The organism is Novosphingobium barchaimii LL02 (assembly GCF_001046635.1).
GTDB lineage: Bacteria > Pseudomonadota > Alphaproteobacteria > Sphingomonadales > Sphingomonadaceae > Novosphingobium > Novosphingobium barchaimii.
On record NZ_KQ130457.1, the window covers coordinates 84,712 to 99,474 of the forward strand.

The following is a 14,763-nucleotide window of genomic DNA, read 5'->3' on the forward strand; positions in this document are numbered from 1 at the left end:
ACAGCAGTTCCAGTACCGCGTACCGCCGACATCCGGCGCAGCGTCGAAACCGAAGGCGCTGAGCCCGAGCTGGCGCGTGCGGCGTGGCTTGCTGCTCCGACATGCGCTGCGTTGTTGCTCACAAGACCATCTCCTTAACTGGCGCGGCTCGTTCTTCTGCGGCTGTGCGTAATGATCGATCGCCCGTGATGGACGTTGAACTAGGCAAGTGCCACGAAGTCGAGGAAGCTGTCGGCCAGGACTTCGATCATCATCGGATCGGCCGCTATCCCACAGGTACGTGCCGCATGATTGCTCTGATCGAGGATCGTGTAGATCAGCAGCCAGGCCCGTACCGCCCGGCGCTGATCCGACGCGGTGCCCTGGCCCGCAGCGAATGCCGGGATGCTGTTGCCAAGGGTTGAAACCAGCTCGAAGATATAGGGGCGGACCTGTTGAGCAAAATCCGCTTCCTCGACGTTCGCCTGGACCAGCACGCGAAGGATGCCGCCCAACTGCCGGTTGAGAGCAAAGAACTCGGCAAGCCATTGCAGCACGGTGGCGCGATTGCGAAATTCGCGCGCACCGATCGCCAGCATATACGGAGCGGAGATTTCTGCTGCGCGCTCGAACAGCTCGAGCGCAATTGCCCCCTTCGACGTGAAGCGCCGGTAAAACGTGACCCGGCTTACTCCGGCGCGGTTGGCGATGTCCTCGATGGAAACGGCGGCATAGCCTTTGCTGCAAAACAGGTCGGTCGCGGCGAAAAGCAGACTGTCACGGCTGCTCTGCTTGCGCTGATCGTTATAGGCAACGAGGCCCGCCAATTTCGGATCGATGGTGGTTGAGTCGCTTCGAGAACCGTCGATTCGCATCAAGTCGCTCCAGGCGGCCGTATTTCGATCCAATCAGATGAAACAATGTGTAACATCTGTATCAACTGGCGTAAACCGCCTTGTGGGTAGGGGTGGTCGCCGTTCCAGCGGGATCGCATCCGGCTCGTTCGAGCGGACATGGAGAAAGTGCATGCCCAGACCGTCGATCGTGGTGCGAAACTGGCCCAGCGCATTTAGCCGTGCCTCGCACCGTCGCCAGTCGTAGGAATCTCGCCAGTAAGCGCACAATGCCTGCGCATCGGCGAGCGGCATTCCCTCGCTACGATCGACAACGGTTTCGCGTTCGGGCCAGCGCGTGTTGGCAAGACGTGATCGCAAGTCCGCCAGTTCAGCTTCCGGGATGGCAAGCTGGAAAGGCTCGATGGTGTCGCTCGACTGCTCTCTCCCAAGCGCATATTGCCCCGTGGTTCGACGGGTGTTACGAGGTGTGTCACGCGCTGGCCACGGCACGTCAACAGCGGCCGTCACGGCGCACGCGGGCTGAGACGCCTACCTTCGCAAGCTGGCGAAGTCTGACAATCAAGAAACGAAAAGGGGAGAGAGAATGAGCCGACACCTGGTTGACCCCGAGCTTGCCGTCGGCTTCGACAATCCACTGACCCAGGATTTGAGCAATGAGACACTTCCCGGCTATCGCACTAAGCTCGAGGCGATGGTGGCCGCGATACCCAAGCCGGTGAGCGTGGAACTGCATGTCTGGCCCGGAGCGTTCCACGCCTTCGGCGTGTTCGACGCCCATGTCGCGCGCAAGGCCCGGCGGGTTGCGCGTACCGCCATCAAGGGCGCGCTCCATGGTGGCGTGAGCGCATGAGCAGGATCGTGCGCATCGGCGCGGCCACGGCGTTCTTCAACGACAGCCGCATGGGCATCGCCCAGTTGCTCGCGAAGGCAGGCAAGCTCGACTACATCATCTTCGATTTTTTGGCGGAGTCAGTGATGGGCGGCCTTGGCCGCGGATTGGCGACGGGAACCGGGCAGGGCTACGCCGCCGATTTCGTCGACGGCTATATCCTGCCACACTTGCCGACCCTGCTGGAGCGCGGCACCCGGATCGTCGCCAACGCAGGCGGCCTCAATCCTGCGGCTTGTGCGGACGCGATCCGCGCCGGTGCGGCCCGGGCCGGGCTTTCGGTGCGCGTCGGCGTGGTCGAAGGCGACAATCTTACGGCGCGCGTCGACAAGATCGTCACCGGCGAGATCGCCGACATGTTCGATGGCTCGTGCGTGCACGAGAAGGTGGCCGAGGCGGATCGGGTCAACAGCCTTGTTGCCTATACCGGTGCATTCCCGATCGCGGCGGCGCTTGCTGCGGGCGCGCAGATCGTCGTCACCGGACGTGCGGTCGACAGTGCGCTGGCGTTAGGGGCACTGATCCACGAATTCGGCTGGGGGCCGGAGGATTTCGACCTGCTCGCCGCCGGTACGCTCGCCGGACACTTGCTGGAATGCTCGGCGCAGGTTACCGGCGGGACCTTCACCGACTGGCGCGACGTGCCGGACTGGGCCGGTATCGGCATGCCGGTGGGAGAGTGCCAAGCGGATGGCGGACTGGTCATCACCAAGCCCGACGGCACCGGCGGGTTGGTCACGGTCGGCACCGTCTCTGAGCAACTGCTCTACGAGGTCAGCGACCCGCAGCGCTATTACGTCGCCGATGTCATCTGTGATTTTAGCGCTGTGCAAGCGCGGCAAGTCGGTCCCGACCGCGTAGAAGTGAGCGGCGCACGCGGGCTGGGGCGAACCGATACCTACAAGGCCAGTCTGACGTACGACCAAGGCTGGCGCGCTAGTGCGACGATCCCGATCCTCGGGCTTGAGGCAGGTGCAAAGGCACGTCGCACGGGAGAAGAGCTGTTCGCCCGTGCCGGAGCGATGCTGCGCGACAGCCAGCTTCCGCCGTTCGATCGCACGCGCTGCGATGTTTTTGGCGGGGAGGGGGAGGGCGCGACCGTCGCGATCTGCCGCCTCATCGCCGATCATCCAGACCAGGCCGGCGCGCAACTGCTGGTGCGCGAACAGGGTTCGGCCATCAGCCACATGTCGGTGGGTACGACCTTGGGCCTCGCCGCCGGTATGCGTCCGATACAGCGGATCACCGGTTTCCTGCTTCCCAAGAGCCTTGTCACGCAGGCCGTGTCAGTGGACGGCAGATCGGTGGCGTTTGAAGTTGCGACCGACGCGCGCGGCGAACCCGACGCGGCGCCCGTACCTGCGGATCCACGCCTGCCTGACGACGCCGATCCACAATTCACGGTTCCGCTGATCCGGCTGGCCTGGGCGCGCAGTGGTGACAAGGGCAACCTGTTCAATGTCGCAGTCATCGCCCGCTCGCCTGAGTTCCTGCCGTATATCGCCGCGTTTCTCACTGCCGAACGGACGGGCGATCATTATGGCCGCGTGCTTGGCCACCAGCGGCGCTTGCCGGTCGAGCGATTCAGCGTGCCGGGACTGTGTGCCCTCAACTTCGTGGTGATGGGCTCTATGGACGGGGGCGTGCTCGCCTCGACTTGGATCGATCCGGTCGCCAAGGGCATGGCGCAGCTGTTGCTGGATATTCCGGTCCCGGTGAGCCCGGATTTAAGCCAGCGTCTGGGGAGCTAAGGGTCACGCGTTGCGCGAGGCGCGCTTGCTTCGGGTCGCAATTTCGCGCGCATGTGTATGGATGCTAGGGAGCGCGCTGTGCTCGAGCACCAGGCCGAAGCTCCAGAAACCGCTCCGGCGGCCGAGTGATGCGAACAGCACGGCGGCATCGTACCGCCGCGCTGTTCGCATCAGGCGTTCAAACCGCCGTTGATGCTGATGATCTGCCCCGTGATGCGTGCGGCGCCTGGGCCGCACAGGAACAGCGCCATCGGCGCGATGTCCGCCGGGGTCGGTAGGCCCAGTCCCGCCCGATCGAACGCCGCGCCGGCTCGGGCAGCGTGCATCTTGAACACTGGGGTATCGGCGACGAAGCTGGGTGAAATGCAGTGGACGCGCACGCCCTTGCGCGAGGTTTCCATCGCTAGATTGCGCACGAACGCCATTATCCCACCAAACGCAGCGCCGACAACCGACTGGCGCGGTGCCGCGAAACGCCCTGCGTCCGACGCAAAGGCGATTATGGTACCACCACGCTCGGATAGATGGGGCAAGGCAGCAAGGCTCAGCCGCTGAAAAGTCCCCAACACCAGCGCGACGTGGCTCGCCAGTGCCGACGGATCTGCCTTGGCCAGAAAGCCGGTTGCGCCGGGCGCGCCCGTGATGCCGCAGTGAATCACGGCGTCGAGCCTGGCGGTCCGATCAACGACGCCCGCTATCATCGCTTCGATGGCGCCATCGTCTCGAAAGTCGGCGGGGGCGGGGATCAGCTGAGCTTGGGGTACTCTTGCCGCAAGTCGCGCGATGGCAGACGCGGCACTTCGCGCACTCGAGCCGTGAACCGCCACGATCGCCCCGGCTTCAGCGGCTTGCGCTGCGATCTCGAAACCAATGGCGCCGCTTGCTCCGGTGACCAAGATGACGTCACCTGGATTGATGTTCGCCATGCCGTTCCTTTGCTACTAATGTGAGCGCGCTGAACGCATCGGGCGCCAGCAACGCCCTTGTTTAGCTGCAGCGTGACGACTTCACCAAACCCTGCACGAGCACCAGCCTCTATACAGCGTAAGACGAGGCCATCGGCTCGATTGTGATGCGAACGGTCTAGCACAAATCCGAATCAAGGATCCCAGCCATCTTTTCGCAGTGTCCCTAATCGGCGGCGCTTCGCAGACGTTCCTGCGGGTGTCAACCCCATCGCGATATCTGGGCAACTTGACGGTCCGCGAGGTTCGCCAATGAGATCGAGATCTTCGCGGCTAAGGATGAAGTAGTGAGCGATCCACCATTCGCTGATGGGCGGGTCGTAATACGAAACGAACGCTCGTGATTACGGGCCGCGACGTAATGGTCGGGGGACAGTTCCGGGAGCGGGCGAAACAGGTCGTCGAATGGAGCGGCTGGATGCATTTCGACAGGACCCTGCTAAACACCAGCCTTCGCTCGGCAAAACTGGCCTGCCTTGATAAGAAGGACGATGCATTTTCGTTTGCAACTGGTGTTTTAAGGTGCCCACGGCGTGATTGTCGAGACCGATCAACCCGCCCGCCTTGAGCGTGTTGGATTTGGGCCCGCGACAGCTGGATTGACGCCGGACGAGGCTAAATCACAGCTCGCCGCGGTCGGTCCCGCGACAACTGCATCGGGTGGCGAATTGCCTCGAAGCCGATCTTGGTGACGAGATTGGCACGATCAACACCCAGTCATCTATGCCGGACGGCAAGGACCGGCCGCCCGCGCCTATATGAATCGGTGACCTAGACTTCGCTGTGTACTGTGCTGTGTACTGAGCTCCCGCCTCGCAGCTCCAGGGATGGAGGCTGCTGCGCCTCGGGGTCGACACCGCGGCGGCGATCCAGCGACCGCATGATCGGCGTCACTGTCAAACCGTGAAGGAGGATCGAGAACAGCACGACGAGCCCGACAATGCCCCACAGCCTCTCGGCTTGCGGCACAGACATGTGGTTGATGCCGAAGGCGAGATAATAGATCGAACCGACGCCGCGGATGCCAAAGAAGGCAAGCGTCATCTTTTCGTGGGCATCGGCCGGATATCCCAGAAGCCCCAGCCATCCCGTGAGGGGGCGAATGACCAGCAAGATCGCCGCCGCAATGACGGCGTCGGCCCAGCCAACATTGACGAGAAGACCGCTGACCAATGCGCCTCCGAAAAGGATGAGCAGGACCATCATCGCTATCCGTTCGATCTGCTCGGTGATCGCATGCATGTCGCTTTGGAAGTCGTGATCGCGGTGAACATGCCGGAACGTCAGCGCCGTTACGAAAACCGACAGGAAGCCATAGACGTGGATCATCTCCGTCAGTCCATAGGAGACGAAAGTCGCAGATAGGGCGATCAGGCCATCACCCGTCTTGGCGAGTTTGGTCTCGGCGGGAATGCGGAATGTCAGCCATCCGAACAGGCGTCCCACCAGCCAACCTCCCAAGATGCCGCCGCCGACCTCCCACAGCAGGCGGTAGCCGATCCATTCTCCGAGCCATGGCTGGCCGGCGGGCAGCGCGGCGGCTAGCAGGATGGCGAGATGGACAAACGGAAAGGCTGCGCCATCGTTGAGCCCGGCCTCCGATGTGAGGCCAAAGCGGACCTCGTCTTCGTCACCGGTTTTGGGCGGACCCACCTGGACGTCAGCGGCCAGAACCGGGTCGGTCGGCGCGAGACTTGCCGCTAGCAGCAGGGCGACAGTCCAGGGCAAGTCCAACGCGAATGTTGCCATGACCGTGATTAACAGAATGCCGAGCGGCATCGTGATCCCGAGCAGCCGCCAGGTAACTGCCCAGCGCCGCCAACCAAACACCCGGTCAATTTTCAGGCCGGCGCCCATCAGGGCGATGATGACGACAAATTCGGCAAAACGCTCGGTGATGTGCGGGTGAAGCATCGGGAGAGGCCGCAGCGAGACCGCCGGGAGCAGGAAGAGGGCCGCTCCGATACCGATGCAGACGATTGGCAGAGACAGGGGCAGCTGTTTCAACGCGAGCGGCAGCCAGGCGACAAGGGCGATGAGCACACCGATGCCGGTCATGATGACGATGTACGGCTCAGGCGATATGAATGAAGGCATGTCAGGCGAACGTGTCAGACCGAAGAAAGACGCATTTTGAAACCCGCACCTGAGCGGTGGCTGGTTCTCAAGATCGATGCTGGCGAGGATGTCGGGCCGTGGTCCGCGACCGGGCCCTCTTTGACCTCGCTATCGACAGCAAACTTCGCGGATGCGATCTGGTGAAAATCAGGATCAGTGATATCGTTTGTGATCGGAAAATTCGAACACGGGTCACGGTCGTACAGCAAAAGACCGGCAGACCAGTTCAGTTTGAACTGATGACTGATGCTCGCGCCAGCCTGCTCAAATGGCTGGAACTGAGAGGTGGATCCTTGGAGGATTTTGCATTTCCTAGCCGTACCGATCACGCGGCCCACATAAGCACCAGGCAATATGCTTGCCTTGTTGACGAATGGGTCACGGGGATCGGACTTTCCGGCGAAGATGATGGCACCCACTTTCTGCGCCGAACCAAGGCGTCGATCATCTGCAAGGCGACTGGAAATCTCCGCGCCGTCCAGATTTTGCTTGGGCACACAACGATCGAAAACGCGGTCAGATACCTGGGCGTGGACATAGAGGATGCTTTGACGCTCGCGGAGGGCACTGAAGTCTGAGATTATCTCGCTCCTTGCCGTTGCAAGGAGTCAGACCCTACAGGACGGCGGGACCTCTGCGCCCGTTGAGGGCCTTCAGCGGATGTTTTGCCATTCTCGGACGCCGCCTGTTCGGTTTCCCTTGCCGATCACATTCCACGACGGTCGAAATGGGACAAATTGTAAGCTCCATCTAGTCGCCGCGATAACCGAGTGGAGGAAGAAGGCAAAGCAAGTGCTGCGATGCCGCCGTCAAGCTCTTAGCAATGCCTTTCGCGACAGCGCGCTCATATGAGCGTTAGGATGCTTCTGGCTTGAAGCGTAGCTCTGGCAGGACTTTGTGTTGAACGGTCGATCAAGATTGCCCCCGAAGCTAACCTGACCGCCAAAAGGGCTTGTTAACCAAGTCGCTTTACGTCGATTTCAGTTCGGCACGCGATTGTCGATTTCAGCAGGAGGGTAATATGCTCACGTCTGGAATGAAACATTGCGCGTTGGCAGGAGTGTTGCTGCTTGTTCCCGCAGCTTCCGCCTCCGCTTACGACGGCGCTTCGATTGCCGTGACCGGCCGCGTACCCACGGTCTGTCAGGTCAGCATCTCCGCACCGCCGGCGCATGCCATCCAAACGGGTGCCAACGATCTTGGCATGATGCGCGAGCTGTGCAACAGCCTCGCCGGCTACAAGATTACGCTGAACCATCCGGCCGGACTGGTGGACGCCTGGGTGGATGTCGGCGGCGTCCGCGTACCGCTCTCACCGACCCAGACGCACACCGTCATTGTCGATAATCGCACACCCGCTTACCGGGAGCGCCAGCTGCGTCTGGTCCTGAATCAGGCGCCGGCCGTGGATATGGATTTCAGTCTCGAAGCCGAGCCCAAGGGCGCCGTGTTTTAAGCTGCGAGGGCCTCAGGGTCGGACCGACGAGCATCCTTCGCCGCCTGCAAGCCCAAGCCGCGGTGAGAACGTGAGCGTGACAACGTCGGCATATTGACCTGCCGGGAGACGATGCAGATCGTTGCCGGCAAGCTCCACTTGCACGCCATGGTTCCGGCCTCCAGGAGCTGGCGTCTGGCTGCAGGCGATCATTGACCGGTCGGTCACCGGAAAACCCGACACCTTCAGCGCGTAGGGAAGGGCGACGTCATCTCCGGCAAAGCGCTTCATGACGCCGCGCTCCTTGTCCACCCGGATCTCGTAAGGCACTGTCGACTGGGCGGTTACGGTAAGACCGCGGATGACATTGCCACTGGAGCCGTCCACATCGCCGAAATCGATGCGGCCGCGCTGCGTTCCCATCGATCCGACGAACGTCGCTATGCGTTCCGGCACGGTAAGGTCGACCGCGACCTGGCTGCCAAGCTGCATGCCGCGATCTAGTTCCTCACGGCCGGCAAGGCACACGAAGCGCAGTTCCAGCGGCTGATAATAGTTCCCGGCGACGATTCCCTGACCCGCCGGCACCTGGATGCGGAAGCTCTCGTTAACGTTGTCACCGCTGGCGCCGGCGCCGAACTGAACTACCGCTCCATTGGTCGGATTGGGCTGCTCCGCGCCGGAGACCAGGACCATGCGTCCGGCATCCCGCATCCAGCGGATATCGTAGCGTACCGAATCCCTCCGCCCCAGGGCCGCGCCGCGATTGATCGCGCCGGGATTGGCAAGCACGAGGCGCACGCCTGTGACGCGCGGGTCCAGGCGCCGGACGTGGATGGTGAAGTTCCGCTCGATCTCGGCGGGGTTGAACGGGTCGTAGTCGAGGGTGAGTTCGCTCGCGGAGGCGCGGAAATCGGCGCAATTGGCCTTGGCTGCCTGGGGCAAGGCCAGGGCAAGGACAGCGCAGATCAGGAGCGTGGCGGCGATCTTCATGGGGTTCCCTCGGGCTTCAATGCACCGCCGCGCTGCAATGCGGCTTCGGTTGTCGTCACGTCGATCATGTAGAAGAGCTTGCCATCGTTCATGGGCATTTCGATGCGCCATTTGCCTGAACGCAGCCCTTGCACGGCGAATTGGCCGCTGCGGTTGGTGAACATTTGCACCGGCTTGCGATCAGGCGCCGCGATCTCGAAAGCGTTGCCGCCCACCAGTTCGAGCGGCTCGCCGCTCGGCATCAGCAATTGGCCGGTATAAGTGACGAAGTAATCCGAGCCGATCTCTACCAGATGGCCCGAGCGATAGGGCGGCCTGAACTGGACGATGCCCGATCCGATGTCATAGCCGGCGGGCGCCTCGGGCACGTCATAGGTCATCAGGCGGGGAGAATAGGACGTCAATTGCGACATGACCGCGCCGCCGAACGTGCCGGACTTGGCGACGTACTCGTCCTTGCGGGGATCGATGTAGACGGACTTGCCTTCCAGTGAGGCATGGGGCTTCACGATCGCGAAACTGTCGTAGATCGGTCGGGACAAGGCGACACTGCCGCCGGCATAGGCTACCGAGAAGGCCGTGCGCAGCGAAGTGCGCTGATCGATGATCGCGCCGCTGTTCGAGAACGATGTGTTGTGGGCCGCGCCGAGTTCCGCACGATTGAGGAGCACGTTGGCGGCGGCATTGACGCCTACCGAATCCTCGACCCGGTCGATGTTTGCCGAGGCATTGTAGGATCCGACACCTGTGCCGCTGGAGCGCTGGTAACTGAGGCGGGCGCGCTCGCGCTGGGTATCGAGATCGGCGGTGACGCTCGAACTCCGGTCGAAGCGGTAGATCAGCGAAACCCGGGCGCCCGGCCCGGACCTGCGCTCGCTGCTTTGGTAGGATGCTTCCGCTGTCAGCAGCAATCGCTGGTTGGGCCGCCACCCGTATGTGGCGCGCGCGGTGGACTGGTCCGTCCGATCGCCGCGGGCCACCGAATAGAACCCGTCGAGGCTGAAATAGTGGTCGGCGCCCAGCGACTGGGAGTACGTTGCCCCTAGATCAAGAGCGTAGGGGTTGCTGGCGGAGAGGCTGTCCGGCAGCGCGAAGTTCCTGCTGGTAGCCTGGATGGAAGCGGTCAGCGAGCGGGCATTGCCGCCCGTGCCAACGCGTGAAAGCTCGTAGCCGACATTGACGGCATAGCCGCTGCCGACATCCTTGTTGTGCGAGCCGGCGAGGTTGAAGGCCAGGGTGCCGAGGGGCGAGGCCCAGACCACCTCGGCACCGCCCACGCCGCCCCGGCGCTGAAGCTGGAAGTTGCCGCCGACGGTCAATTCCTCGTTCAGGCCGTGGCGATAGAAGCCGGAGAGGATCGGATCGTCGCTGTAGTGGCGGCCGCTGGTACGGAACGGCGCTTTCACACCGCCATAGAGCCCGAACTCGCTGAGGCCGGCGGCAAGCAGGGTCCGGTCGAAATTGATGGAAAACGAGATCACGTTCTCGCGGCCGCTATCGTCCCGGACAATCAGCCGCACATCATTGGACCCTTGCGCGAAGGGAAAGTCGCCGATGTCGTAAGTGCCCGGATTGAGACGGGTTACCTGCACCGATTGGCCGTTTACGACCGTCTCGACCGTGGAGGCACGGGTCAGGGTGAACGACCTTTGACCGCGCGGCTGGATGTTGCGCTGCGGATCGAGGTCCGCATAGACCCGCGAAAGCGAGAGGCCCGCCATCGGGCTGGACCCGGAAAAACCGCGTGATACAGGTTCCAGATCGCCTACGGTATATCGGGCGGTGCCTCGCGCGTCGTCGTAGACGATGCGGGTGCCTTCGCGCCGGAAGCTGTCCTGGATGCTGCCTTCGTTCTCGAGCACGAAACCGCTGACCCGCACCGCGCTATCGAAGACGATGTTCGGCGTCTGGAACCCGGTCCGGCTGCCCTTGTGCACGTAGTCGCTGTTGACGAAGGCCGTGAGGTAGGCAGAGACATCTTCGGCGGGTTGGATCGGCGCTGCCAGGGGGTCGTAGCCCATGACGCGGATCGATTGTCGCACGCGAAGGGCAGGGTCCAGCGTCATCAGCAGGCCGAGGCTGGCCTGGTCATAAGCGAGGCCAATCCCGACGGCTTGCAAGTCGCCGGTAGAGATTGCAGCCTTGCTCTCAATTCCGACGGCGACCCTCGTCCACGCCTCGGTCGAGAGAATGCCGCGCAGCAGGGCAAGCAGTTCCTTGGTGTCGACCAGAATACGGTCATCGGCGGCTAGCGTGTAGGAAATCTCGCCCAGGACGAAGCCGTTGTCGGACAGCGGCCCCCCCATGGGGATGTCGCGCCCGGTTCGGTTGAGGCGCTGCAAGGGAAGTGCGGGGCGTTCGCCCGGCGTTGTCGCCTTTTCGGCCAGCGAGGGCACACCCGTGTGCGCATAGGCAGCGAGTGAACCGAACAGCGTCAGTCCCGGCGCAAGGCCCGTGAGGCCCAAGAGGTAGAGGCAGCGGCGGTTTGCCACGACGTCATTTGCTTCCGGCCGGATTTAACTCGACCGAGAGGGTGCCGCCGGCATCCGGAAGTTCGACGTTGATCGGGAAAATTCGCCTGGCTTTCGAAGGCACCAGCCCGAGACCCATGCTCTCGCGGATCTCCTCGGGTTCGAATGTCTTGCGATACGCCTCGGAACCGTCCTCGCGCCGCTCGATCAGGGTCATGCGGTTGGTGGCGACGTAGCCGTAATTGGTGCCGTCGTTGGCGATCGTGATGACCGGCTGCGGTTTCCCAGCGGCATCCGTGCCGACCTTGGCCTCCACGATCTTGAGCGAAGGCGCATCGCCGTTCGTTCCGACGCTGACGAGGACCTTGAAGCGATGTAGGACCTGAATCGCGTTCTGGCTTTCCGGCATGGCAACCGGAAGCTGGGCGATGGTCACATAGAAGTGGCGGCTTTCGCCTTCCAACGGCTGACCGATCCACTGGACGCGGAACGCCTGGGACTGATTGCCAGCTAGGGTGGCCTGGCTGGGGAATACGAGGACATCCTCGCTTTCGACGTCTTCAGCCTCGCGAAGTTCTCCATTCACGACATTGACTGGGTGAATCGTCACTTCGACAGGCACGGTATCGGGGAAGGTGTTCTGCAGAGTGATGATGGCCGAAGCCCGTCGACCTGCCGTCTGCAGGTCGACCACGACAGGCTGCACGTTCAGAGCGAGGCTGGGACCGGTGGTCGCCATCAGCGCGAGGAACGACAGCAGCGGGCGCAGTGCGCGCCGGGCAAGAGGCGTGGTCATGAGGAGGTCTCGGGAAGCAGGGGCAGGGGAAGCCGGAGGCGGACGCAGGCGCCCGCCTCCGAGCGAGATCAGGCAGCCGGGGTCAGCTCGATCGAGACGTAACCCGAGTAGTTGCCAGCAGCCAGCCGACGATCGGTTAGCGACGACCAGTTGGTGGCGGTGCGGCTGGAGCCGTTCGAGGTGGCAACAGCGGCACCTTGGCTGGCAGCCTTGACGAACTCGACGCGGGTAGCGGCCGAGCTGAGGCTGTCGTGGCCGCCGAAGCGCTGAGCCACGGTCGAGCCACCGTCGGTCGAGGTCGAGTCGAGTGCAAGGCCGTTGATCGAGGTGTCGAGGTTGTAACGGATGAACTGAGCGAAATCGCCCTGGGCCAGGCCAGCGCCGGAAGCGCCGTCAAGGGCGAGCACGGCGCGGGCCACGCGGACGTTGCTGCCGCCGTTGTTGCAGAAAGCAACGACGCGCGCGTCGGTCAGCTTCTGGGCGATTTCTTCGGTAACGGTCGAACGGACCTTTGCATTGGCATCGGTCAGATCGCCTAGGGTGATCGACGAAGCCTGCGACGAGATGCCGCACTTGCTGTCGACCTGTGCATTGATGTCGATGCGCGTATCGGCAGCCTGGGCCGAACCGGCGGCGACTGCGAAAACGGCTGCCGCGCTGGCGGCGAGGATCGAACGCTTCATATTCAACTCCTTGAGTATCTTGACGCTGGAACGCGTCGGAGAATAGAAGACCGCTTTCGCGGGTCTTGCGACTTGCACCGGCTACCGGGACAGGCGGCCGATGGTTGAGCGGCGCGTTGACCCAACGCGCCGCCCTCCGTGCGGGTGGACTGCAATTATGCGCGTGGTCCAACCACCAGAATGAGAGTGTCCTTGTAACGCCCCGCCGCGAGACGGGGCTGGGCTAGAGCTTGCGCTGGCCAATCGATCGAGATCACGGCATTGCGACCGACACTGATGCCGGCGCCGGACTTAAGGCCGCGTCCGGGAACGAAGCTTGCAAAGGCGCACCGCCCGCCGTCCGCAATCTCGTCGGATGCACAGGGCGCACTGCGAACGGCACCCTTGTCGGTTTCGAGCATGACCGAAACCCGGTAGTGCTTGCTGAAGGAGAAGCCCGAGCCGTCGTCGTTCGCATCGACGTTCGTCAATGCGCCGCGCTGCGACGTTACGCCCAGGGCATAGGGGGTGTTGCAGTCGAGCCCGACCGCGAGAGAGAAGTTGGCGGCGCTTTCAAGATCGCGCGGCGCGGTGATGCTGGTCGGGCCGTTAGCGGCGAACCCACATCGTTCCTTGATGCGGGCGACGACATCGATCGCGACGGATTCCGTTGCGGCCTGCGCCGGGCCGATGATGAGCAGCGCGACAAGCAGCGCGCTGCCGGCCTTGATGGCGGCAGGCGACAGCCGCCATGAACGATCAAACATCATCAAGCCCCCGCTTAACGTGTGACCGGCATGATCAGCCCCTGCCGGTTACATCTTTACGCCCAGCACCGGGCGCCGTCGGGGGCTTAGAAAGACGAAGCAGGGCAAGCAATTGCTAAATGTTAGTTAACAACAACTCTGTTCATTTTGGGACAGTTTGTAAATGGAATATGAAGCGACATATTCCGAATATGCGCCGGATTCTATTTGCCATGACCCAATCGATTGTCACCTCTGAAGGCGAACATTCGCTGAAGGTAATGGGAAGGACCGGCTTTGGTTGACTGCCGCGGGATAGCAGACCGTCAGCACCCGAGGAGCGGAAATCGGCGCCTGAATAGCAACAAAGGGTCGGATCCTCGCATTCCATAATGCAGGCATTTATGCTGAGATCGCCAATCTAAAAGGATTATCCTGATGCTCGACGGCCCCCGCCTCGCCACGCTCTCCGGCACAGCCCCCACCGGACTGGTGGTCCTGCTTCATGGATACGGCTCCAATGGCGAAGATCTGATCTCGCTGGCGCGCATGATCCAGCCCGCCTTGCCCGATGCGGCCTTTGTGGCGCCCAACGCCCCTTTGCGGATCCCCCACATGGCCGCCGCTTACCAGTGGTGGCCGATCGAGACCTTTTCGATGGCGGAACGTACGGCGGGCGCGGCGGCTGCGGCGCCGGCTCTCGATGCTTTCCTCACTGCAGAGCTCGAAGCGGCCGGGCTGACCGGCGACCGCCTGCTGCTCGTCGGGTTCAGTCAGGGGACGATGATGGCACTCCACGTCGGGTTGCGCCGGACAGAGACGGTCGCCGGGATCGTCGGAATCTCGGGCATGCTGATCGCGCCGGATCAACTGGAAGCGGATATCCGCAGCCGCCCGCCGGTCCTGCTGATCCACGGTACGGAAGACGAGGTCGTGCCGTTCCGCTCCATGGATCTGGCTAACGCCGCGCTCACGGCAGCCGGCGTGCCGGTCGAGATGCACGTCTCGCCGGGGCTGGGCCACAGCGTCGGGCAGGATGGCCTTGAGGCAGCTGCGGCGTTCGCCCGGACCGTCATCGGTTGAATACGGCGCTTGCGCACT

General features: G+C 62.8%; 13 protein-coding genes and 1 pseudogene. 5 read left to right on the forward strand and 9 right to left on the reverse strand.

Going from position 1 to position 14,763, the window contains the following annotated elements:
- Positions 1–200: 200 nt before the first annotated feature.
- The gene (locus tag V474_RS19305) at positions 201–854 is read right to left on the reverse strand and encodes a TetR/AcrR family transcriptional regulator (RefSeq protein ID WP_059153043.1); all 654 of its coding nucleotides are present in this window, start codon (positions 852–854) and stop codon (positions 201–203) included.
- 33 nt (positions 855–887) lie between these two features.
- Positions 888–1,343: an epoxide hydrolase N-terminal domain-containing protein gene (locus V474_RS25110; RefSeq protein ID WP_082699887.1), complete on the reverse strand. Its 456-nt coding sequence runs from the start codon at positions 1,341–1,343 to the stop codon at positions 888–890.
- A gap of 76 nt (positions 1,344–1,419) precedes the next feature.
- Here V474_RS25110 and V474_RS19310 point away from each other — a divergent pair, with 76 nt between their 5' ends.
- Together V474_RS19310 and V474_RS19315 are read left to right on the forward strand one after the other, a co-directional pair.
- The gene (locus V474_RS19310) at positions 1,420–1,686 is read left to right on the forward strand and encodes a hypothetical protein (RefSeq protein ID WP_059153044.1); all 267 of its coding nucleotides are present in this window, start codon (positions 1,420–1,422) and stop codon (positions 1,684–1,686) included.
- Positions 1,683–3,476, forward strand: a complete 1,794-nt coding sequence (locus V474_RS19315; protein ID WP_059153045.1) for an acyclic terpene utilization AtuA family protein — start codon at positions 1,683–1,685, stop codon at positions 3,474–3,476. Before V474_RS19310 ends, V474_RS19315 begins: the two co-directional genes overlap by 4 nt.
- Before the next feature lie 170 nt (positions 3,477–3,646).
- Here V474_RS19315 and V474_RS19320 read toward each other — a convergent pair whose 3' ends face one another.
- Entirely contained in the window at positions 3,647–4,402 is a 756-nt protein-coding gene (locus V474_RS19320) for an SDR family NAD(P)-dependent oxidoreductase (RefSeq protein WP_059153046.1), read from the reverse strand.
- A gap of 810 nt (positions 4,403–5,212) precedes the next feature.
- A complete protein-coding gene (locus V474_RS19325; RefSeq protein WP_407938356.1) occupies positions 5,213–6,499 on the reverse strand; it encodes a cation:proton antiporter in 1,287 nt (428 codons plus the stop codon).
- 131 nt (positions 6,500–6,630) lie between these two features.
- Here V474_RS19325 and V474_RS19330 point away from each other — a divergent pair.
- Together V474_RS19330 and V474_RS19335 are read left to right on the forward strand one after the other, a co-directional pair.
- Positions 6,631–7,137: pseudogene (locus tag V474_RS19330) on the forward strand (tyrosine-type recombinase/integrase); the annotation flags it as partial.
- Between the two features lie 374 nt (positions 7,138–7,511).
- The gene (locus V474_RS19335; protein WP_148649474.1) at positions 7,512–8,015 is read left to right on the forward strand and encodes a hypothetical protein; all 504 of its coding nucleotides are present in this window, start codon (positions 7,512–7,514) and stop codon (positions 8,013–8,015) included.
- Between the two features lie 12 nt (positions 8,016–8,027).
- On the opposite strand, the gene V474_RS19340 is transcribed toward V474_RS19335, so the two are convergent.
- From V474_RS19340 to V474_RS19360, 5 genes are all read right to left on the reverse strand, one after another.
- A complete protein-coding gene (locus V474_RS19340; protein WP_059153050.1) occupies positions 8,028–8,987 on the reverse strand; it encodes a hypothetical protein in 960 nt (319 codons plus the stop codon).
- Entirely contained in the window at positions 8,984–11,479 is a 2,496-nt protein-coding gene (locus tag V474_RS19345) for a fimbria/pilus outer membrane usher protein (protein WP_148649475.1), read from the reverse strand. Before V474_RS19345 ends, V474_RS19340 begins: the two co-directional genes overlap by 4 nt.
- Positions 11,480–11,483: 4 nt before the next feature.
- On the reverse strand, positions 11,484–12,254 hold the full coding sequence (locus V474_RS19350; protein WP_059153052.1) for a fimbrial biogenesis chaperone: 771 nt from the start codon (positions 12,252–12,254) through the stop codon (positions 11,484–11,486).
- 68 nt (positions 12,255–12,322) lie between these two features.
- Complete coding sequence (locus V474_RS19355) at positions 12,323–12,937, reverse strand: hypothetical protein (RefSeq protein WP_059153053.1); 615 nt, start codon at positions 12,935–12,937, stop codon at positions 12,323–12,325.
- 155 nt (positions 12,938–13,092) lie between these two features.
- Positions 13,093–13,686 (reverse strand): hypothetical protein, encoded by a 594-nt coding sequence (locus V474_RS19360; RefSeq protein ID WP_059153054.1) that lies wholly within the window; start codon positions 13,684–13,686, stop codon positions 13,093–13,095.
- Between the two features lie 414 nt (positions 13,687–14,100).
- Here V474_RS19360 and V474_RS19365 point away from each other — a divergent pair, with 414 nt between their 5' ends.
- Complete coding sequence (locus V474_RS19365) at positions 14,101–14,745, forward strand: alpha/beta hydrolase (protein ID WP_059153055.1); 645 nt, start codon at positions 14,101–14,103, stop codon at positions 14,743–14,745.
- The last annotated feature ends 18 nt before the right edge of the window (positions 14,746–14,763 follow it).